Genomic DNA, 21,174 nt, shown 5'->3' with positions numbered 1-21,174 from the left:
GCTGTTTGGGTTAATCCAGCAGCCCCAAATGCTCAGCATGAAAGTGCAGATGATCATCGATAAAACTGGCGATAAAAAAGTAACTATGATCGTAGCCTGGCTGCATTCGTACCTCAGCCGAATAACCCGCGCTGTCGAGCGGAGCATCCAGGTTTTCGGTCAGCAGTTGCTGCAGCAGAAAGTTATCGGCATCCCCCTGATCAATTAGCAAGGGCGGATAGCCACTTGGATCAGTGATCTGTGCCATCAGATAGCAACTGTCATAGCGCTGCCAGGTAGATTCATCGTCTCCCAGATAATGACTAAAAGCTTTGCGCCCCCAGGGGCACGCCATCGGATTAACGATAGGACTAAACGCTGAAACAGACTTAAAACGTTGCGGATAACGCAAGGCGATCATCATCGCTCCATGGCCACCCATAGAGTGCCCCGAAATAGACCAGCTATCCGTCACAGGCAACTCCGCTTTGACCAGCTCAGGTAACTCCTCCGTGATGTAATCAAACATCTGATAATGGCTCTGCCACGACGCTTCTGTGGCGTTCAGGTAGAAACCAGCACCAAGGCCCAGGTCATAGGCACCGTCGGGGGCATCAGCAACGTCTTCCCCTCTTGGACTGGTGTCAGGCACAACCAAGGCTAATCCAAGCTTGGCAGCCATCCGCATTGCACCGGCTTTTTGCATGAAGTTTTCATCAGTGCAGGTTAGGCCTGACAACCAGTAAAGCACAGGTACCGGATGGTCATCACTGGCTTGCGGCGGCAAAAAAACACCAAACACCATGTCACAGCGAAGTGTCGACGATGTGTGGCGTATCCGCAGATAACGCCCACCCATCGCCAACAGATCAGAAATCACTTCGTAACTCATTCAACGGTTCCTTATTGTGAGCCGTGCAGCCCATCGTAGCTGATGACAAATCACTGGCTGCTAGCCTAGCAGAGACTCGGCTGATTGGCCGCTTTCAGCGTGAGCCCTTTCATCAAAATCCATAAAGCCAGCATCAGCTGACTGAGGGCTAAAGGCGCGATCAATGCAAAAACAATGGCTAAGCCAAACAGAGGCATAGCAACCGCCACAAGTTGAGCGCTCACCGCCAACATACCAAACACTGCCAACAGCCTTGGGATCATCCGCGAACGAAAAAGCAGCAGATACAGGAAGAGCAACATTGTGCCGGACAACATGAGGCCGATGTAATGGGTCCAGTTACGGGTTGATGCCACCACGGTTTTAAACAATTCATACAATGGCTGCTGCTCAGGGCTAGCGGTGGTATAGGCTTCACTGTATGACACAAGGGACATCAGACTGATATTTTCCATCACCGATACGGTAAAACTGATCACAGATAACACAACAAACCAGCGCGTTAGAGTTGGCCATTGTGGTTTAGCCAAAGGATACAAGGTGATAGCCACCGCCAGTGTCAACATACCGGTGACAAGTCCAACCAACACCGCGAAGCCAATTTGCTGAGAATGCTGTGCGCCATTGACTAAAAATCCAGGCGTTCCAAAGAGCGGCGCAGTAAGAAAGAAGTTAACTAAAATCCCGCAAATAAGTTGCGCCAAAATCAACCCACCAATCCAACGATATCTGCCCTGTCGACTATCCATATATTCTGCTCCGTCTATGATGGTGACTATTTAGCGCAGTGACGCGTATTTTAATGCTCTAATTGAAACGCTTTGCCACCATAAGGCAAGGAATGGATGTGGTGAAATTGTTAAGCCATGTGTCGCAACAGCTGTTATGTAACACCTGAGAACAAAGACGGAACAAAAAATGCGCCCAAGATATTGGACGCATCACTTGTTCATTACCAAAGCAGCTCTGATTACTGCAGTACCTGACGAGCATTCAACGGCTGTACAGGTCGGTTATTGGGGTGACCCAAAGCATCAGCAAATGCCTTAATTTGCGGCATTGAAGCTTGCATTGACTGCTTGATGACATACCAACGTACACCTTCTGAACAAGGAGGCGTCGTCAGGGAACCATTAAAGCGATAATAAGCACGCTCTTTCGGCAAAAGTTCATTCACACTGATGGGATGAGTCAGCGTATTCTTCTGCCCCTTTGTTTCCGGTAGTTGCTGCCACGCCTTCACGATCCCCTCATTATCACTTCCCTCTGTAAACATCACCGCTACCACTGCCAAGTGGCCGGCTTTATCTGCGTGCACTAAGTGGGCTTCCAGTGGGTATGATTCGCCATTAATATGGTTTTCGCTCGGCGCATGGAAATGGAACTGTTTTAACTCGAAACGCTGCCCTTCAATTTCCATAAAGCTGCCCGGCTTATAATTAACCTGAACCGTATGGCCATTGTTCAGGATCTCATACGCACCTTTTTGATATTGAAAGTTGATTGGCGCTAACTCAGCTTCTAAAAAGCCAGTCAGATTAACAGGTGACTGATTAACGCCACCACAAGCTGCATAGTCGCCAGAAAGTTGCGCCCAGTTTTCCGGTCCTGTGCTACCCGAATATCCCCACTCGTGACCACTACCAGCAACTGCCGCTGTTGAAAGCATCAGTAGTCCCGTTGATAACATTTTTATATTCATAAAATTCATCCTTAATGATTAAAAAAACACCTCTGAAAAAAAGTACCCAGTAAATATTCAGATAGCCAAGGTAAACAGCGACAGAGCGCAGGATCCTATGCCGCAAACACAGACGTAAAACTGCGCCAGATCATTCAGCCAGTGAAATCCGATAAAGTATAGATACATAGCGGTGTAAGAGTACTTTTAGGAGCATAAAAATGTACAAAAAAAGGCGCTAAATTAGGGCGAAACGGATGATGTTAAGTTCTAAAAACCCCTCACCCAACCCTCTCCCCTAGGAGAGGGCTTTCACAGCACTAACGGCACAGCTAATCCCGCGAAGCGTTGTGGGTATCGCCGCTCCTGCGCATTAGCACACCCCACGAAGTTTTTGGGTGCCATGCGCCCGCGGCATACCTTACATCCTGTACACAGCGTACCCCGCGAAGCGTTGTGGGTATCGCCGCTCTTATACATCCATGTATCCGCGGCATACTGCTCGTCCTGAGCATAAAAAAGCCCGGCTGTAAGCCGGGCGAAGTCAAAGGAAAGGTTGGAGCAACACTTCTTGTTTACAACCGCTGTTGCCAGCGGGTCTCTCTTGTTACCAAAAAAGCATCGATTTAAATAACTGCTATTTAAACTGCGCTTCTTCAGTTGAGCCGGTCAGTGCAGTGACCGACGATTCGCCACCCTGGATGGTGTTCGTTACTTGATCAAAGTAGCCAGTACCTACTTCCTGCTGGTGAGAAACAAAGGTGTAGCCACGTTCAGCTGCATCAAATTCCTGCTGCTGTAGTTCAACGTAAGCAGACATACCACGATCACGATAACCGCTCGCCAATTCGAACATGTGGTACCACATGTTATGGACGCCCGCTAAGGTGATGAATTGGAACTTGTAACCCATGGCACCCAACTCGCGCTGGAACCGAGCGATGGTCACATCATCCAGATTCTTCTTCCAGTTAAACGATGGTGAACAGTTATAAGCCAATAACTGATCTGGATACTTCGCATGGATAGCTTCTGCAAACTTCTTCGCCTGTTCCAGATCTGGCTTCGCGGTTTCGCACCACACCATGTCAGCATAAGGAGCATAGGCCAGACCGCGGGCAATCGCCTGATCGATACCTGCACGAGTACGATAAAAACCTTCAGCGGTGCGCTCACCGACCACAAACTCGCGATCATAGGGGTCGCAATCCGAGGTCAACAGATCGGCAGCATCGGCATCAGTACGAGCAATCACCAATGTCGGCACGCCCATCACATCGGTCGCCAGACGCGCAGCAATCAGCTTTTGTACCGCTTCCTGAGTTGGTACCAGTACCTTACCGCCCATATGGCCGCACTTTTTCACTGAAGCTAATTGATCTTCAAAATGCACACCCGCAGCACCCGCCTGGATCATACCTTTCATCAATTCAAACGCATTCAGTACGCCACCAAAACCAGCTTCGGCATCGGCAACAATCGGCGCAAAATAGTCGATATAACCTTTGTCGCCGGGATTAATACCTTTACCCCATTGGATCTGGTCGGCACGGGTAAATGCGTTATTAATACGGCTAACAACTTCGGGTACGGAATTCGCTGGGTACAGAGACTGGTCCGGATACATGGTGCCAGACAAGTTGTTGTCTGCCGCTACCTGCCACCCAGACAGGTAGATCGCCTGTAAACCTGCTTTCACTTGCTGTACAGCTTGCCCGCCTGTCAGTGCCCCCATGGTGTTCACATAGCCATTACGCGCTTCACCATTGATCAGTGACCAGAGCTTTTCAGCACCGGCGCGAGAATGTGAGCATTCAACCATGCGTGAACCACGCAAGTTCACCACCTCTTCAGCGGTATAACCACGGGTTACGCCTTTCCAGCGAGGATTTTCTGCCCAATCTTTCTCCAGAGCCTGGATCTGTTCTTGCCTTGTTTGTGTCATCTTGACGTCCTCTTGCAGACCTATATAAGTTGCGCTTGTAGGGGGCACCTCTAACGGGTACTCAATTAAGTCGCCGGTAACCCGGCAGGGTTAAAAATTCAACGAGCTGTTCGTCCAGCGTGATCTTTTCCATCAAGGCCGCTGCTTCCTCAAATCGACCTTGGCGGTATTTGATGTCGCCCAGCTCTTCGGCTAACACCAACATCTCTTCGCTCAACAAACGGGTAAACAGTTCTGGGGTAACCACCTCGCCGCTATCCAAGGCTTTACCATGACGGATCCATTGCCATATTGAGGTTCGGCAAATCTCTGCGGTGGCCGCATCTTCCATCAAACCATAAATTGGCACACAGCCATTGCCGGAGATCCACGCTTCGATATATTGCACTGCAATACGGATATTGAGCCGCATGCCTGCTTCAGTGCGGGTACCTTCGCAAGGTTGCAGCAAGTCATCAGCGGTAATTTCGGCGTCCTCTTCACGGCTAATATCCAGTTGATTTTTGCGCTGACCTAGCACACGACTAAATATGCCTTGCGCCGTAGCCGCCAAACCAGGGTGTGCAATCCAAGTACCGTCATGACCGTTATTGGCCTCACGCTCTTTGTCTTGCCTTACTTTTTCCAGTACCGCTTCATTTTGTTCAGCATCTTTGCTGGGAATAAAGGCCGCCATACCGCCCATGGCCATCGCCCCGCGACGATGACAAGTACGGATTAACAAACGGGAATAGGCATTTAGGAATGGTTGTGCCATCCCCACCTGCTGGCGATCAGGAAGTACGCGATCAGAATGATTTTTTAGCGTTTTGATATAACTGAAGATGTAATCCCAGCGGCCACAGTTTAACGCCACAATATGGTCTTTCATTGCGTACAAAATTTCATTCATCTCAAACACGGCAGGCAGGGTCTCAATCAACAGCGTTGCCTTGATCGTGCCGCGCTCGAGGCAGTAACGATCTTCGACATAGCTGAAGATACGACTCCACCAAGCCGCTTCATGGTGACTCTGCAGCTTGGGAATATAGAAATAGGGGCCACTGCCACTATTTAGAAGCTGACGATAGTTATTCAAGAAATAGAGCGCAAAATCGAATAGTGCACCAGGAATGGCCTCGCCTTGGAATAAGACGTGTTTTTCATCTAAATGCAGCCCGCGCACACGGCAGATCAATACCGCCGGATCGTCGCTCAACTGGTAGTGCTTGCCGCTGTTGGGGTCGATATAGTCAATGTTACGATTGACCGCATCACGCAGGTTGATTTGCCCCTGCACAACCGCATTCCAAGTGGGTGACAGTGAATCTTCAAAGTCAGCCATAAACACTTTGACATCAGCATTCAGCGCATTGATCACCATCTTGCGTTCAACCGGCCCGGTGATCTCCACACGGCGGTCCAATAAGTCTTCCGGGATCCCCCGGATCTGCCAATCTGAATTGCGGATATCTTTGGTTTCTTCAAGGAAGTCTGGCAAGGCGCCGGCATCAAATGCTTGCTGACGACGCTGGCGATTAGCCAGTAGATCGCGACGTTCAGGAGCAAACTTTCTCACCAGATCGGCCACCAGCGACATAGCATCGACGGTTAACACCTCACGATACGCGTTGGTCACTTCACCCTGAATATGTAGCTCACGGCTGGCTGGTGGTGCTGTCATTGACTCCATCTGGTCACCCTCAATAAACAATCATTTGTTACTTAACCACCACGAAATTATCGTTAGCAATGTTCCGAAGTGATATACGACTATTGTCTAAGGCCGTTAAAGCCCCTGCCTAGACGAGGAAGCAGAACCATCTGCTAAACCTTACTAATTAAAGTTCAAACAAACGTTTAGAGTGTTTGCTCTAGTCTTGCATTTATTTATAGATTGACCCAAATCAAAAAGCAAACACCCGTTTGAAAATTAATCCAATTACGTAAATTAATTACACAAGGTGATTGTTCGAGGTAACTATCAAGGTAAGAAAACAAACAGATCAAATTGCCTTAATCGATTGTTTTTTAAACAGATGAAAAACTCAGAGCCGCTAAGCAGAAGCTTTCAAGTCCAATTTCAAACATGTTCTGATATTAAAGAATGGTGTATTAATGCGAATTCAAACGAGAGGGTAGCTCTGAGCTTACAGCTGTAAGTTGATATAAGTTGGCGCAATAATGACGAATTGTTGTTTAGTCACCACCCAGCCAACTTACTCATTGCCAGATCCGATTTTTAACAGCGTTTTTGCTCGTTTTAAACGCCAGCTGGATCTCAAAATTGTGATTTAAATCACCTTGCAGCGCACTGATGAATGGTTCATTCAGGGCAGTACCACTGCCTATCTTATTGCAGACGCAAAGAGCTGCTGGCTTCGAGCACAACGGGCTGCTTCATCACCGCTTCCACAGCGCGCTTGGTATTTTGATAGTCAGAGGCTGTCAGCGGCCTCGGTGCCACGAGTTTTACCGACACAGTGATCGGTCTTGATGAAACTACCCGAACCTCTGCCAAACGAATATCATCAATCAACCGTCCCTCTAACTGCTTAATCAACTTCGTTTTGTGGACTACCTGAACGAAGCTAAGAGCAAGAGGAATACTCACCAGAACAACCGCCAACGCCGATAGGATCAAGCCCCGCTTTGCCCGGCTAAATGGGGCAAACCCCAATACCAGAAAGGTCACAGCGCCGGCCAACACAATCCCCGACAAGTTAGTCAGGAAAAGCAAAAAGGCACCCCACATAATACCGGTATCTCCCCAACCGATACCGATCCCGGTAACCGCTAAAGGCGGTACTAACGCAACCGCAATGGCAACACCGGCCAGGCTTTTAGCCAAAGCAGCTCGCGCATGGGCGTAAGCCCCTGCAATACCCGAGATCACGGCGACAGCCAGGTCTAGTAAGTTCGGCCTGAGCCGTGCCGATATTTCAGGTGTCACTTGTTGCAACGGGATCAACCAAGTCGCGATCACCGCAAAGCCTAATGCCAACGCCAAACCAGTAAACAGGGTATAAAGGCTACCCTTAAGCAAGGACTCATCTTGCCGCGCAATTGCCATCGCCAATGAAATAATGGGTCCCATCAATGGCGCCAAGATCATCGCCCCAATAATCACCGGCGGTGAATTGGCAAACAGCCCCACAGAGGCCAACAGTGTCGACAAGATCATCAAGGTCAGAAAGACATTGGAAGGCGTGGCATTTTCTCGCAGCGCTTGGTATAGCTCTTTGAACTCATCGGTGGCGGCATGAGCGATCCAGCTAAGTGGCCGCTTGGTCATCTGTTCAATCGCCCCGCCTGACGGCAGATGCTGTATTTTGCGCTGTTCCTTGCTGTCGCTAGCGCCCTCCTCTATTGCCAGCAACCGGCCAGAAACGAGAGACAAGCGCTTCGCTTGGTTTTCGAAGACAAGCTCCTTGGCACAGATCTCACAGCCATCATGCCGGTACTCCATGCCCCCGTTCGAGCGCACGCTTAAACTGGCGGTTTTAATGATGCCGACACTGCGCGGCACAGAGCCACTGTTTCGATGAAACACGGAAGACAACAAAAAGCGGTACATCTCCATCAAACTTCTTGGCGCCAGCAAGATGGCGTGAAACATACCGTCATTGATATGGGAACCAGGCAGTAACCGACGTCCCATCACTGAGTTTTTGCCATGCTCAACAACGGTGATCCCCATTGCTGCAGTCACTATTTTCTCATCGTTGCCGGTGATTAACTCATAGCGTTTTGGCACCAGTTCGCCCAATCGACGCCCCGACGACAACAGGTGCTTAAACTTAGCCCATAGTCCTTCAATGGCACCGCCTGGGCGTAACCCAAAAACATCGCCAATCACTACCGAATTCAGCACCAGCCGGCCGTTGCACAACAGCAGATCAACACTCCTGGCTTTGTTATTCAGTCCATCCTCTACCGCTTGTAATAACTTGCTACTGACGCCGCCACCTTTAATTGCATGTACCGCGTTGGGGTGAGGAAGAAAGGCAAACTGCCACTGCTTATCAGTGGCACAGGGAAGTAATTCCGAGATCTGATCGTCTGAAAGGTATAGAAGCACCCGCGCGTCTTCCGGCCAATTGGGGAGCTCATGGGGGTTAAACGCCACTGGGGTCAGCTCATGCTCAGCCAACATCGGCAAAAGCTGTTTTTTAACGACCTCTTGCTGGGCCATATCGAAGAGCAAAAAACACATCATGAGCGAAGACACTCCCTGTGACTAGATCGGGCTAATTGACTAAGCGTAACAGAAGGTATTGATTTCGCAGAGTTATGTTAACTTAACATTTATGACGCGATACAAACTCAATAACACATCCATATGAAATATCTGATTTGTCTGATTGGCTGGCTGGTTTTAACTCCCATCGTCGGTCAATATCATCCGGCCGTGGCAAATGGCATGTACGACCTGCTGATACTTGTACTGGGTGGTTTATTGGCTTTTCTTGGTTACTTCTTATTTAAGCTTGGGCCCACTGATACGACGCATCAATCATTATCCGTCGGGTTAAGCCGTACCTTAGGCATGGTGCTACTTGCTTGTTGTGTCGTGACCATCATAGCGTCTGCTCAATTGGCAATTGCGAAACCCTTTGCCTTAGTTTGTCGCTATAACCCCTGCGACATCGGCCCCCATGCATGGAGCACAGCCATCTTTGCAATGGCTGCGTCTCCCTGCTTTTTACTCCTAAGTTATCAACTGATTCGATACAATAAGTAGTCCTTCATTGAGCGCACTATGTGCGCTGATGCGCCGCGATAAACGCTTTAATCTCTTCTTCTGATGGCTCACCACCAAAGACGCGCGTTTTCACTTGGAAATCCTCCTCCACCTTGACTGCGGCAAGCTTTCCGTTAATGCGTTGTATATCCACCACAAATTGCTGCTCATCTAACTCATAGCTACTTAGGCTCATGACACATGAGGACGTTTTTAAAAACGAAGCGATATCGGGCAATGCCGCGATATGACATAACGCGTCTATCCCAGTCTGATACAGAACCTTGTGAAACTCACGAATGACGTCATAGTAGCTTTCTTGAAGCTCACGGGATCTGGCTCGCTCGCTATCACTGTCAGGTAAAGGCGACGAATAAATGGGGTCTAAATTCTCCAAAAAGACGTTAATGCCAGCGAGGCTAGATTCAAGCTGCGGCAACATATCGCGCACAACCTCTTCAACGGGTAAACAACTCACACTGCCAGGGTCCCAGCGAATAGATCGCTTCATTTCGTCATCACTGACGCCCTCTTCTGCTACGCATTGCTTTACTCCCTGAAGCAGGCCCTGCTCACAACAGGCAAAAGGCTGGCAGTAAGACCAACTGCCAGCATTAAATTCGAGGCCAATATGGTAGATTTTTTGCGCGGAAAAGTGCGCAATGATCTTCCTAAATGCAGGCGCTACCTCAGCACTAAGCGCTTCACTAAACTGTTGCTGTAACGCTGAGAGTTGAGCTTTCAGCGGTGAATTTTGAACATTGTTCTGCATTCAACTAAGTCCATTACGAATAATGTGATGAAGGCGCTTGCAGGTTATTGCGTAGCTAGTTCTTTGAGCGCATCAATAAAATGCGTCTCCTGATAGGCATACCCGCCCTCTTCGTCTATTGTGATCTCAGCACTTTCCAGCAAGCGATCAAGTAGATCCATAAATTCATCCAAAGAATCAGCAAACACATATTTATGCTCTTCATCTCGGCCAAAATTGATGACTTGCCCTTGCTTACCCTCAGGGCCGGGATCAAAATCAAGACCAATAAAATTACCTGACCAGTCACCCAACAAAGGTAGCCATTTTGTATTGGCGTACTCACACTTAATCTTTCCTTCCTGATGGGAAGTACAGCTATCACTGAGGCCATCCAAGCCTTGGTCAATGACGTCTCGCCAGCCTTTAAGCTCATGAACTATTTTCTCTGTGCTTAACAGCGAAAGACCAAACACATAACCGGTTGCGCGCAGCTTTTCCCCGTCACTATGACGGTAAATATTTAAAAATGTCTCTGGTAATGATGTCTCAATCAACGCCGAGATCTCGTTTAAAGCGTTCGTATCGGTAGGCGCTGAAAGCGCGCCTAAAAAGGTGGGAAATTTTGATTCGATTTTATTGGTGAGGTCGTTCCAAGTTGTCATCATAGATCCTTTATATTTTTCAAAATAACCGTGTTCACCCCTGATTAACTGTTCTCAAATACTCATCGCTAACGGCATGAATAATACAGCGTCAGTGTGCGTAAATTACAGAAGTACATTGTATCGATAACGTATAAATTGACATACTGGCGCATTGGTCACGACAGACTCAAATATTTGAATATCACGTGGCCAGCTAGCAGCGCTGCTGCGCTGAAATCGCCTTATGAGTGGAGAAGTGCATGTAGGAGAGCGTTGTATACCAACTAAAAGATGGCGCTTATTCTTTTTAACCTCCTCACTGACCTTTTCAGCCCAATACGCGCGAGGGGCATGTTCTGTATCCTGCAGTAAGTCCAAGGCATCTATGACGTTGTCAGTGGGGTACCATTCCGGAGGACAATCCACTCCAGGGATCTCAAACTCAATCCACTCTCTGACGCCACCCAATACCTGACCATCGATGCCTGCAGCCGCGCGTCCATCACGATTATCATAACGGATGGGATACTCAGAGAAGAACGGTTTAATCGCATGCCTGACCCGCTTAAAGACTTGGCAAGGCCCCTCTAAGGTCACCTCAAGAGGAAAAGTGGCTGGCACTACTTCCTTATATATTAATTGATGAGCATTCATCACACCTCCTGTCCCTTGAAGGTCACTTGTTGTTCAGTGCTTTGCTGATAATGAGAGAAAAAGCTAAGCACTTCCAACCGCTTTTACAGTACAACAGGCGCTAAAATCTAACAAACAGATCAAACACTGTCGACTTAAAATAACTCAATCAGCCAACGCAGGTATCAATTGTCTTCGACCTGCTCAACGCCATGTTTTACCAACGCGCGACATACACTGACCGGAGGTGAAAAGTGTTCCAAACCCACCACTTTTTTGAGATTTGGTAGTTGCTGTAAATCTGCTGCAGCCTTTGTCGTCACAGCGATCACTTCATCACCGCACCCAGGATCCCAAAATGGCCACATTTGCTGATACACCGACGCGCCACCGCCCAGACCGCAATCAAAATATAGCTCTGTCACCTGTGCCAGTTGTTCGGGTGAAATGGTGAGATTACGAAAGTATTTCTGAGCCTCCGGTATTATCTCATAGCCATCTGACGTGATATCAATCTGACGCTTGTCGTACTCTGCTGCGAACGCGTGAATATCAAATTTTGGCGACAGGACATTTTGCCGATACATCAGCTGCTCAATCACCGCGAGCTTCAGGGCAAAATCTTTGATGTCACTTTTAGGCCGTTTCGGTAAAGCAAACTGTTTCGGCCTGTCACGATAAGCCACCACATCATCACGTAACTTCTTTAATACATCGGTTTCGCTTGGAAAGCTCTTAACCAGTAGCAAGAGCACGTTAAATGTCGGCTTGCTCACCGCAACCCGCTTCACCGCATGCAACCACTCTCGCGCCACGACAACGTCAAAATGCTGGGTTAATTCATCCAGTTCCGCTTTGTACTCTGCCTTAATCTTTTTGCACTTAATCAATGCCAAGCGCTTCTGTTTCTCTTCTACGCGCTGCGCCTGAGTTAAAAAGCTGATACCCAGCGGCGACCAAAACACCACAGAAAAGAAATGCTGATGTTCGATCCCCTCTTCAGCGCCTACATATGGAACACAGAGCTTCATCGTCGCTAATGCGTGCTTATGCTCAGGATCGTCTCTTTCTGCATATTTAGAGAACATATCAAACGCCAGCGCATGCGCCACACCAAAATCAGAATGATGTCGCACACCCGCGAGCAAGACATCGGCATACGCTTGCGGCGGCTGGGTATGGTGCGCTAACAGACTAAGCAGTAGGTTGTTATGGCATTCAGGAAACAGGGTGAAGAACTTAACGCAAAGCACAGCGACCGATGCCAATACCTCTGGCGAATGACTTGACGAGCCATGGTAGAAGTAGAGCGTCAAAGCTGGCTCTAATAATTCTTGCAAGTACTGACTTGAAAGCCCTTTCGTCTCTGATTCTTGCATGACCAAAAGCTGGAAAATCGCTTCACTCAACCCGTGATGGTGAGTGCTAAGCATGAGGGACCTTTGTTCTTTGGAAAACCGAGCAGGTAAAAAACTATCGCTGTTCAACAAATTCAAAAACAGCGCTGTTTCAAGGGCTTGTTTCTCATTCTCCACCGTTGATAAACGCGCAACGGCAGCAGCGAATAACCCAGAGAGTACAGCGGGGTCGCAGGCGATGCAGGCTTGCCATTCGCGATGAATTCGATCCTTCAATTTCTTGTTCATTTGACCTGCAACACTGATGGCTTCCAACGCATTGCGTGCGGGTTGAGTCAAAGTCATGAATATTCCTTTATAGCTTAAGTGATGCGTAACGCCGATGCATTTCAACACAGAAACGAAGCTAACTTAACGATTTGCCTCAGTTTTATGAGAATAATTGGGTACTAATCATGATAGCTAGCTAATCTTCAACACTGCGTTTCCATGCGCTCGCGGCAAGGCTCACCCCGCGAAGCGCTGTGGGTGTACGACCGCCAAGGATGGCGGAAATGCCGAGAACGCAGGAGCAGTTTTCGGCCGTACACCTTGTACATAAAGCCCGGCCAGGGGGCCGGGCTTTGTCTTCTCTCAGCTAAGTTAAAACAATCAAAACAAGTTAATCAAAGCTATACAACGACGTGGTGCCGCTGACTTCGTTACCGACAATCAGCAGGGCTGCACCTGTTGGGCTGTCAGCAGCAGCAACAAACACCATCCCTTCTGGTGCTAAATCCCCCACCAGCGGATTGGTCACTTCGCCATCGTCAGTGTCCAGTGATGGATCCTGCTCAAAATCTCGCGGGTTAATGTACTGAACCAAGCGTGCAGCAGCAGGCACGGTGACGTCATACACCATCACCCCGCCGATACGCTCCAAACCAATAAAGGCATAAAAGCGATCACCGACCTTACCGACCGCCACACCTTCCGGCTCTGGCCCTTTATTGTCACTGCGGTTCTCAAAGCTGTGCTTATTGTCACTGGCATTGAAGTTATCAGGGAAGCGTGCGGCGGTGATCTGCTCGAACTCGCTGCCGCTATCAAACACACGTTCGCCGGCACTATTCCAGATACTAAAGCTGCGTGCGCCGTAGATATGCAGGGTTTCAACCACACCGTCATTATCAGCGTCACCCAGTGTTGTGGTGGTGCCGATACGGCCAACTTCGTCTAAGTCAAAGCTGTCCGTTAGCGGTAAATCTTCTCCCCGCGCTTCTTCACTGAAACCATCGTAATCACGGGCATCCCCTTCGTTGGCCGTGATCAAATAAGCCATGCCGTCTAGGCTATAGCTGGCAATGGCATCAGGCTGGTACATGCCAACCACATTGGCATGAGTGCTTATATCAATAACATCATCTTTGTCGTTAATGTCGATCGCATTCCAGGCCTTGCCATGGTCTTTAAATCCCAGCGCCCAGATTGCAGTGACCTGTTTGTTGATCAGGTCGATATTAGCGACAGCGTTGTTTTCCTGCAGCGCCACAAACGCCATGGTGTCATCTTCGGCAACCGCTATATATTCAGGCTCCAGATCTTGCGCCACAGTTGCGTTCGGACCAAACACCCGTACATCGGCAGGCAATGCGGAATGGCGAGTGCCACCCACATTGAAGTCAGTAAAGCCAAGGTGGGTGATATCAGCATTATCGACGCCATGGCTCAGGTCGATCAGCGTCACCGAACCTTCAGGGTCAACGTCATAAGCACTGTTAGGCTCCCCTTCATTTGCCACTAAGACTAGGTTGCCCGCTTTGTTAAATGTCACCATGTCAGGCAAGTAACCCGCTTCAAACATGGCAACAGGGGTGCTATCAGCAGTTAGCGCATTCTCGCCACTCGCAATATCGTAAAGCACAACAACGCCTTTACCCTGCTTACTATTACCAAAGCCATCATCGGCTTCAATAGCTACTGCCAACCAGTCACCAGAAACGGCAACGCTGTTCGCGTCTCCCAAGTCTCGGCCATCCGCAGTTTGTGCAGGCAGTGTTAGCGCAAACGCTTTGCTCAGTGCCAGATCATCACCCACCGTGAGCACATCAACGCTGCGGTCTGCGGCGTTGACAACAAAGCTACGCTGACTGGCGGCGTGGTACTGCACAATTTCTGCGGCGCCTTCGTCAAACAGGCCCGATTCGTAGCGAGACTCGTGTACCAAAACCGGGTGCGCGGCCGCCATGCCAGTGAAACGGTCATTGAAAGGGGTAATAACGACGTCGGTAGTATCCCCCGCGATACCGAAATCATTGTCATTGATCAGCATGGCGTAGGTGCCATCCAGCATCGCCAAGCCTTCCTCTTTTTTGGCTAGCTCCAGCGCACTGCCCAGATTAGTAAAAGCCAATGATTTCGCCAACGGCACTATACCCTCGCCTTGCAGATCAACGATCTGCTCCAGGCTTGGTGATGTAGCTTCACTATCCCAAGCACTGCCCAACAGGTTGGTTGCGCCGGCCAAGTCCACGCGGTAGAGGTGAGTAATTTTGCTGATCCGCTCCAGCACAACCAGTTGGTCATCGCCGACAGCGATCATTTCGCTGACTTTAACGTCGCTTTGTTTGCGGTAATCATTGTTTTTCAAATCACCTTCGCCACCGGCACGATCAGCAAACGATTGTGGTGAATCCAGGGTATACAGATACTCCCCTTGAACGGCACCCAATGTGCCGTCAGCATTCAGAGCCAACTTGAACAGGCGAACATTCTTAGAACCGCTATAGGCACTGTTGTCAGGGTTGGCCAGCGGTGACTGCATAATGAAATAGAGCGCACTTTCGTCCGGATTGATCGCCAGAGATTCAATACCACGGTTTAATTTTCGCTTGGCCAAAATCGCCGGCAGGCCATCAGTTACCGGATAGGTGGCCCCAGTCAATTGGGCTGCAACGCCTTCAGGTACGACACGTTCCAAAACCGTACCGTCAGTAGCCACATGCAATAAACTAGGTCCATACTCTTCGGTCAGCCAAAAGCTACCATCAGCCAGCTTCACCAACGCTTCGGTATCCACACCGTTCGGATCAAACGCCAACAAAGTGCCGTCCAGCGCGTAGCCATTTTCAGTGCTTTCCAGCGGGTTAACGACACCCGAGATGGGATTACCATCGCTGTCTAATAGCGGGATCTGGGTCAGTTGCGGGCCATCAGTCGTCAGCAACACTTCAAAAATAGATGGAGTGTATTCAGGCATAGGGAAAATCTTGCCATCCTCATCATCACCACAAATGGCAGCAACACCAAGGATCGCTTCGGCATCATCACACGCGACATTAGGGCCGCGATCAGTCACAAGATAAAACTGCTGCTCAGGATCTGCTGCATGGTGAAATGCACCGCTACCAAACCCCGTATCCAGAGCCAAAGGTACGCCACCTTCGGCCTGAACAGTGCCCAACGGCATAGAGAGGCTAAACTCCATTGGCGACAGGGTAGCAAGTGCCACCTCATCGTCGTCATCGTCACTGCAACCGCTGATCATCACACTGCCAGCGATACCGATTACCAAGGGTAACCAGACTCTCCTTTTCTGCCCGTACATCTTAGCGTCCTCTAACTTGTTGACTATATTTAGAAAGGTTCGCAGGAAGCCTAATCAGCATTTGTGACGTAAAAGCTACATAACAGTTACCAAAACGTGACAACTCAAGAGGTAAAAGATATGGCAAACAACGCAAATAAATCGCCAAAGCGGCTCAATAAAGTGTTCTATGAGCAGGAGCTAGAAAGGCTGCAGGCTGAGTTAGTCAAAATGCAAGAGTGGGTAAAGGAAAAGGGGTTGCGGGTTGCCGTCATTTTTGAAGGACGCGATGCCGCCGGTAAGGGCGGCGTACTGAAGCGGATCACGGAAAAGCTCAACCCCAGGGTGGTGCGCGTGGTTGCACTCACCAAACCCAGTGACAGAGAGCGCACCCAGTGGTACTTCCAACGCTATATCGCCCACCTGCCAGCGGCTGGTGAAGTGGTGCTGTTTGACCGCTCCTGGTACAACCGTGCCGGCGTAGAAAAGGTAATGGGCTTTTGCAGTGATGAAGAGTACGAAGAGTTTTTACGGGTCTGTCCCAGCTTAGAAGAAGCCCTGATCCGCTCTGGCATTATCTTAATTAAATATTGGTTTTCCGTTTCCGATGAAGAGCAGGAAAAACGCTTTAAAGAGCGCGTCACCAACCCGTTAAAGCGTTGGAAGTTTAGCGATATGGATCTGCTTTCGCGCAGCAAATGGGTGGAATACTCACAAGCCAAAGATGCCATGTTCAGCCATACCGATACCCGTCGCTCCCCTTGGTATGTGGTTAACGGTGATGATAAACGACAAGCACGGCTTAGCTGTATCAGCCATCTGCTCAGCAAAGTGCCGTATAAATCGCTGAAGTATCACACCATTACGCTGCCTAAGATCAACACCAAAGGTTATGTCCGTCCACCGATGAATGAGCAGACCTTTGTACCTGAAATATTGCCCGAATCACCAGCCAAGGCGAAGAAGAAAACCTAAGCAGTAGTGAGGCACGAATTAAGTATCTCTGATTTGTATCAATAGGCGTCGATTACAATCGACGTCTTAACATGTATTATACATACACATTAAAACACCACTGGATGCCCCAATGATGCAGATCACCGATGCCAGCACCGAGAGCAAGCTTACGCCATTGCTGCGCCTCGCTTTTCGTCCGTTCTTTCTATTTGGATCGCTTTTCAGCCTTGCTGCTATTGCGCTATGGGTAGGCAGCTTAAATGGCTGGTTTAGCTTCACCCCCTATGGCAGCAGCTTGTGGTGGCATACCCATGAAATGCTATTTGGTTTTGTCTGCGCCATCATTGCCGGATTCCTATTAACCGCAGTACAAACCTGGACCGGACTGCGCGGGTTACGTGGCACCCCGCTGCTACTACTAGTGTTGCTCTGGCTGGCAGGTCGAATTGCATTACTGCTCGACCTTGGCCAACTGCAATGGCTGGCAGCGGTGATTGATCTGCTATTTCTGCCCTGTGTTGCCCTACTCATGGCTAACTATGTGGTACGAGTCAAACAGTGGCGCAACTTAGTTTTTACCCCACTGTTGCTCGGGCTAACCCTTGCCAACGCGCTAATGCACAGCGCCGTAATTGGCGCTTTTCCGGCAGGGATGCAGTTAGGCTCGACCATCGCGGTACTGCTGATTAGCTTGGTTATCTTTGTTGTGGGTGGCCGCGTTATTCCGTTTTTTACTTCCCGCGCCTGCGGATTTGATAAGCCGCAACCGCTTGTGTGGCTTGAAGCCGTCGGAGCAATTAGCTTACTCGCCGTGATCATCACCTTGCTTGTCTCTATTGGCTGGCAGGTACCCAAAGAGATCAGCATCGTGCTCTGGGCAACCATCGCCATCAGCCAATTACTACGTATGGCGCGCTGGCGTCCACAGGCCACCTTAAGTAACCCGCTACTTTGGTCACTGCACCTGAGCTACCTGTTTATTCCAATCGGCGCATTATTGGCACTAGGGTTTCACCTTGGTTGGGTTTATAGCATGAGCCCGGCAATCCATGCCCTCACGGTTGGCGGTATGGGCGGCTTGATACTGGCCATGCTGGCGCGGGTTTCCTTAGGCCACACAGGGCGTCCACTTAAAGCCCACCCGCAGATGTCGATCGCCTTTGCTGCGCTATTACTGGCGGCGTTGATCCGCAGCGTTTTACCCGCACTGATGCCACAATGGTTAGTATGGGGTTGGAGCCTAAGCGCACTGGGCTGGATCATCGGCTATGGCCTGTTTATGGTGCATTACAGCAAGATCCTCAGTACTCCCAGAGCCGACGGGCGCCCCGGCTAACTAACCCTCTTTCGTCAGAGCAAGGCCACTTGCTCTGACGCCATTACACCCGCGACTGCCAATCCCTAAGCCATCACACTATCTTAAAGACTACCGCAATCACCCCACCTGCAATCCCCTAAACCATGGTGCGAGTCGTTCACACCTCACTAATCAAGGAACATAGCTCAACCGCACATAATATTGAGAGATCAACTATTGCCAAACAGAGAAAAATTGTTGAGATTAGACAATAAGTTACCGAGCGTGCCGGCAGCTGACGAAAATACTCGTTGCAGGGATAGCAAGCATGCTCTCTAAATGGAGATAGGAAGCAGATGCTTCCCAATTAGCGTTAGGTGTCATGGAAAGTATGAAGAAAATATCAGGATCGACATTCTATTTTAAGAAGCTATTCCCATCCATATGGTTTGGGTTTCTCGCATTCTTCTTAGTCACGTCATTTACAGCTGGAGCCCAACAAGAATCCAAAATATTTCTAATCATGCCAATTTTTATGGCCGTTTTTGGCTTTTTCTTGTTCAAAAAGCTTATCTGGGATTTGGCTGATGAAGTATTCGACGAAGGAGATTCCTTACTCTTTCGAAAAGGTAAAAAGGAACAAAGGGTTCAACTCAAAGATATTATCAATATCAGTTATGCCCAAATGAGCTCTCCAGAAAAGGTCGTACTACTGGTTCGCTCAGACGGCCCTATTGGAAAGGAGCTGGCCTTTAATCCTCCAAGGAAATTCAATCCTTTTTCCAAAAATCCCCTTGTTGCTAAGCTGATCGAAAGAGTTGATCGTGCTAGAAACACCTAACAAACAAATAATCAAGCACTCGTCGCTGCGCTCCTCAAGGAAAAAGCCACAGCGCGGCTCACCGCCGTCCTTTGCCCATTTTTGCGGCATTAGCATTACAGGCGGTCACCCTGCGTCAAACTAAATGGAGTTTTTCATTGGCTGTACATTGTCCAAATGAATTTACGAAAGAAATCGTTAAAGCGGTTTCTGTTAAGTACTTGTTGTACTTACCAGAAAGATACACAGAAAGTGTTCGTCAGTGGCCGTTAATCGTTCACCTTCATGGTGCCGGCGAGTGTGGAGACGACCTTGAGTTAGTCAAAGGGCAAGGGATCCCATATTTAATCGAAGCTGGCAACCAATTGCCATTTATCGTTCTTTCACCTCAGTGCCCTGAATATGAGCAGTGGGATCCCGCAACGATAAAAGCCCTTATCGAAGATATTTCCAATACTCACAAAGTCGATACTAAAAGGATCTACCTGACCGGCTTCAGTATGGGGGGCTATGGCGGTTGGGCAACTGCGATAAGGTATCCCAAGTTGTTTGCAGCTATTGCTCCGATCTGCAGTTTTGCAAATCCTAAGCACGCCTCTCGATTAACCTCATTGCCAATTTGGGCGTTTCATGGGGCAAAAGATGACTGTGTACCAGCCGAAGGTGCGCAAAGAATGATAGATGCAGTAAATAGCTGCGGAGGCAAAGCGAAATTCACGCTTTACCCTGAGGCCGGTCATGACTCTTGGTCTAAGACATACAGCAACGGTGAGCTCTTTGGTTGGTTTCTAGAACACGAGAAGTGCTAACCGTGTCAACAAGGCGCCCAAACAGATGCGACGAGACACGCGGCAAGCCGTTGGCCAAATGCTCTCCAATAAGGATCCCGTGTGACTGAATTTGCAGACGAATATTCAAAACCAGAAAAACTGAAACGCGTATCGCTTTATATAGTGGCGGGCGGAATAGTGTTCATCACCCATCAGCAGTGGGTTTTCCCTTTTGTACGATGGTATGCAGAGACAGCACCTTGCCATAGCCTGTTTGGCTACGCTGGCTTAACCGTTTTATGGTTCTCGCTGTTCGTTGGGCTGCCATTAATTTGCGCTTTTATAGTGGGTGCAGTTGCGGTACCTCTGGGCGTTAAATCTTTTGCCGATGGGCAGTATCCCCCGAAAAATCACAAAGTTTACACGCCAACCAAGATATTGAGGGGGCGGAAAGCGAGAGCCAAATCACTCACGCTGCTAAGCTTGCCGCTGTTCTTTATGGCGATATCTGTTTGGGGGTATCTCCAAGCCAACCAGATGCCTCAGGAAATACCAGAGGGATTTGATTACCGCGTTTGTGATAGCGCATAGAAGTATCAAGTCACTCAAGTTAGCCTTGGATTGATGCCGATTTTTAGAACCGCTGGCATCGACTTTAAATAAAGAGAAACACGTAGCGACAACATAATAGGACGTCGTAAAACTTAAGGAGTAAGAGTTGGGTATTCTTTTTAACCCCCGGTCTGATGAACGGACACTGGTGTTTCGCGGGATCATGCTGGTAGGCTGGTATTGTGTGATTTTCTTAGCCTCTAACGCACTATTGATAGGGATAGTGAGTGGCTATGCGGGCTTTGAATTAGCCATGAGTGGCGTCACAGATCTAGAAAGAGCCTTTGCCGAAGGGTATAGAGCGAGAGTTCGCTTTTTCCGCACTTATGATGACTATATTGCCTACGGACAACTCATTATTCTTGTCGCCCTCGCGTTGAGTGGAAAGCTGCCTTGGACAACCAAGAAGTAACGATGGGCTGACTACATTACCCCCTGCGCTAGCCAGCCTTAACCTTGCTTCATCACTCGCCATCAACAGATCTCAGACGGCGATCTAAACAATCGCCATCGATTACGAGGCAATACTGTTTATTCACAGCAA

18 protein-coding genes are annotated in these 21,174 nt (G+C 49.0%); 7 read left to right on the top strand and 11 right to left on the bottom strand.

Going from position 1 to position 21,174, the window contains the following annotated elements; translation table 11 throughout:
* Positions 1 to 10 precede the first annotated feature (10 nt).
* The 6 genes from fghA to EZV61_RS04870 all read right to left on the bottom strand — a co-directional run bounded on the left by fghA (position 11) and on the right by EZV61_RS04870 (position 8,695).
* The gene (fghA, locus tag EZV61_RS04895) at positions 11 to 871 is read right to left on the bottom strand and encodes an S-formylglutathione hydrolase (RefSeq protein ID WP_131414515.1); all 861 of its coding nucleotides are present in this window, start codon (positions 869 to 871) and stop codon (positions 11 to 13) included.
* A gap of 65 nt (positions 872 to 936) precedes the next feature.
* Positions 937 to 1,620 carry a DUF4386 domain-containing protein gene (locus EZV61_RS04890; protein WP_131414514.1) on the bottom strand — a complete coding sequence of 228 codons (684 nt, stop codon included), beginning with the start codon at positions 1,618 to 1,620 and terminating at the stop codon, positions 937 to 939.
* A gap of 221 nt (positions 1,621 to 1,841) precedes the next feature.
* Positions 1,842 to 2,573: a carbonic anhydrase gene (locus EZV61_RS04885; protein WP_131414513.1), complete on the bottom strand. Its 732-nt coding sequence runs from the start codon at positions 2,571 to 2,573 to the stop codon at positions 1,842 to 1,844.
* A gap of 616 nt (positions 2,574 to 3,189) precedes the next feature.
* A complete protein-coding gene (gene aceA / locus EZV61_RS04880) occupies positions 3,190 to 4,497 on the bottom strand; it encodes an isocitrate lyase (protein WP_114340053.1) in 1,308 nt (435 codons plus the stop codon).
* Between the two features lie 61 nt (positions 4,498 to 4,558).
* Positions 4,559 to 6,160 carry a malate synthase A gene (gene aceB, locus EZV61_RS04875; protein ID WP_131414715.1) on the bottom strand — a complete coding sequence of 534 codons (1,602 nt, stop codon included), beginning with the start codon at positions 6,158 to 6,160 and terminating at the stop codon, positions 4,559 to 4,561.
* 669 nt (positions 6,161 to 6,829) lie between these two features.
* Positions 6,830 to 8,695 carry a TIGR00341 family protein gene (locus EZV61_RS04870; protein ID WP_131414512.1) on the bottom strand — a complete coding sequence of 622 codons (1,866 nt, stop codon included), beginning with the start codon at positions 8,693 to 8,695 and terminating at the stop codon, positions 6,830 to 6,832.
* A 123-nt stretch (positions 8,696 to 8,818) separates the two neighbouring features.
* Between EZV61_RS04870 and EZV61_RS04865 the strand changes: the two genes are divergently transcribed.
* Positions 8,819 to 9,220, top strand: coding sequence for a hypothetical protein (locus EZV61_RS04865; protein WP_131414511.1), 402 nt, complete (start codon positions 8,819 to 8,821; stop codon positions 9,218 to 9,220).
* Between the two features lie 16 nt (positions 9,221 to 9,236).
* On the opposite strand, the gene EZV61_RS04860 is transcribed toward EZV61_RS04865, so the two are convergent.
* The 5 genes from EZV61_RS04860 to EZV61_RS04840 all read right to left on the bottom strand — a co-directional run bounded on the left by EZV61_RS04860 (position 9,237) and on the right by EZV61_RS04840 (position 16,195).
* The gene (locus EZV61_RS04860) at positions 9,237 to 9,992 is read right to left on the bottom strand and encodes a hypothetical protein (protein ID WP_131414510.1); all 756 of its coding nucleotides are present in this window, start codon (positions 9,990 to 9,992) and stop codon (positions 9,237 to 9,239) included.
* A 44-nt stretch (positions 9,993 to 10,036) separates the two neighbouring features.
* Positions 10,037 to 10,636: an SMI1/KNR4 family protein gene (locus tag EZV61_RS04855; RefSeq protein WP_165569531.1), complete on the bottom strand. Its 600-nt coding sequence runs from the start codon at positions 10,634 to 10,636 to the stop codon at positions 10,037 to 10,039.
* A 105-nt stretch (positions 10,637 to 10,741) separates the two neighbouring features.
* Positions 10,742 to 11,272, bottom strand: coding sequence for a hypothetical protein (locus EZV61_RS04850; RefSeq protein ID WP_131414508.1), 531 nt, complete (start codon positions 11,270 to 11,272; stop codon positions 10,742 to 10,744).
* Positions 11,273 to 11,436: 164 nt separating this feature from the next.
* Positions 11,437 to 12,954, bottom strand: coding sequence for a DUF6892 domain-containing protein (locus tag EZV61_RS04845; RefSeq protein ID WP_131414507.1), 1,518 nt, complete (start codon positions 12,952 to 12,954; stop codon positions 11,437 to 11,439).
* 316 nt (positions 12,955 to 13,270) lie between these two features.
* Positions 13,271 to 16,195 (bottom strand): choice-of-anchor I family protein, encoded by a 2,925-nt coding sequence (locus tag EZV61_RS04840; RefSeq protein WP_131414506.1) that lies wholly within the window; start codon positions 16,193 to 16,195, stop codon positions 13,271 to 13,273.
* 120 nt (positions 16,196 to 16,315) lie between these two features.
* Between EZV61_RS04840 and ppk2 the strand changes: the two genes are divergently transcribed.
* The 6 genes from ppk2 (at position 16,316) to EZV61_RS04810 (ending at position 21,042) form a co-directional block, all read left to right on the top strand.
* A complete protein-coding gene (gene ppk2 / locus EZV61_RS04835) occupies positions 16,316 to 17,149 on the top strand; it encodes a polyphosphate kinase 2 (RefSeq protein WP_114340049.1) in 834 nt (277 codons plus the stop codon).
* A 112-nt stretch (positions 17,150 to 17,261) separates the two neighbouring features.
* A complete protein-coding gene (locus EZV61_RS04830) occupies positions 17,262 to 18,467 on the top strand; it encodes an NnrS family protein (protein ID WP_131414505.1) in 1,206 nt (401 codons plus the stop codon).
* 343 nt (positions 18,468 to 18,810) lie between these two features.
* On the top strand, positions 18,811 to 19,269 hold the full coding sequence (locus EZV61_RS04825; protein ID WP_131414504.1) for a hypothetical protein: 459 nt from the start codon (positions 18,811 to 18,813) through the stop codon (positions 19,267 to 19,269).
* Between the two features lie 137 nt (positions 19,270 to 19,406).
* Complete coding sequence (locus EZV61_RS04820; RefSeq protein WP_131414503.1) at positions 19,407 to 20,057, top strand: carboxylesterase family protein; 651 nt, start codon at positions 19,407 to 19,409, stop codon at positions 20,055 to 20,057.
* 81 nt (positions 20,058 to 20,138) lie between these two features.
* Positions 20,139 to 20,609 carry a hypothetical protein gene (locus EZV61_RS04815; RefSeq protein ID WP_131414502.1) on the top strand — a complete coding sequence of 157 codons (471 nt, stop codon included), beginning with the start codon at positions 20,139 to 20,141 and terminating at the stop codon, positions 20,607 to 20,609.
* A gap of 127 nt (positions 20,610 to 20,736) precedes the next feature.
* Positions 20,737 to 21,042 carry a hypothetical protein gene (locus tag EZV61_RS04810; RefSeq protein ID WP_114338641.1) on the top strand — a complete coding sequence of 102 codons (306 nt, stop codon included), beginning with the start codon at positions 20,737 to 20,739 and terminating at the stop codon, positions 21,040 to 21,042.
* Positions 21,043 to 21,174 lie beyond the last annotated feature (132 nt).

Origin of the sequence: Corallincola luteus, assembly GCF_004336975.1 — a bacterium.
Taxonomy (GTDB): Bacteria; Pseudomonadota; Gammaproteobacteria; order Enterobacterales; family Neiellaceae; genus Corallincola; species Corallincola holothuriorum.
Note: the sequence above shows the minus strand (reverse complement) of the source record. Positions and strands in the feature narration are given on the sequence as shown.

Coding starts and splice junctions, on each gene's coding strand:
- EZV61_RS04865 (WP_131414511.1), top strand. CDS start 8,819: ATGAAATATCTGATTTGTCTGATTGGCTGGCTGGTTTTAACTCCCATC.
- EZV61_RS04890 (WP_131414514.1), bottom strand. CDS start 1,620: ATGGATAGTCGACAGGGCAGATATCGTTGGATTGGTGGGTTGATTTTG.
- EZV61_RS04825 (WP_131414504.1), top strand. CDS start 18,811: ATGGAAAGTATGAAGAAAATATCAGGATCGACATTCTATTTTAAGAAG.
- EZV61_RS04830 (WP_131414505.1), top strand. CDS start 17,262: ATGATGCAGATCACCGATGCCAGCACCGAGAGCAAGCTTACGCCATTG.
- fghA (WP_131414515.1), bottom strand. CDS start 871: ATGAGTTACGAAGTGATTTCTGATCTGTTGGCGATGGGTGGGCGTTAT.
- EZV61_RS04845 (WP_131414507.1), bottom strand. CDS start 12,954: ATGACTTTGACTCAACCCGCACGCAATGCGTTGGAAGCCATCAGTGTT.
- aceA (WP_114340053.1), bottom strand. CDS start 4,497: ATGACACAAACAAGGCAAGAACAGATCCAGGCTCTGGAGAAAGATTGG.
- EZV61_RS04855 (WP_165569531.1), bottom strand. CDS start 10,636: ATGACAACTTGGAACGACCTCACCAATAAAATCGAATCAAAATTTCCC.
- EZV61_RS04840 (WP_131414506.1), bottom strand. CDS start 16,195: ATGTACGGGCAGAAAAGGAGAGTCTGGTTACCCTTGGTAATCGGTATC.
- EZV61_RS04860 (WP_131414510.1), bottom strand. CDS start 9,992: ATGCAGAACAATGTTCAAAATTCACCGCTGAAAGCTCAACTCTCAGCG.
- EZV61_RS04850 (WP_131414508.1), bottom strand. CDS start 11,272: ATGAATGCTCATCAATTAATATATAAGGAAGTAGTGCCAGCCACTTTT.
- EZV61_RS04870 (WP_131414512.1), bottom strand. CDS start 8,695: ATGATGTGTTTTTTGCTCTTCGATATGGCCCAGCAAGAGGTCGTTAAA.
- aceB (WP_131414715.1), bottom strand. CDS start 6,160: ATGACAGCACCACCAGCCAGCCGTGAGCTACATATTCAGGGTGAAGTG.
- ppk2 (WP_114340049.1), top strand. CDS start 16,316: ATGGCAAACAACGCAAATAAATCGCCAAAGCGGCTCAATAAAGTGTTC.
- EZV61_RS04885 (WP_131414513.1), bottom strand. CDS start 2,573: ATGAATATAAAAATGTTATCAACGGGACTACTGATGCTTTCAACAGCG.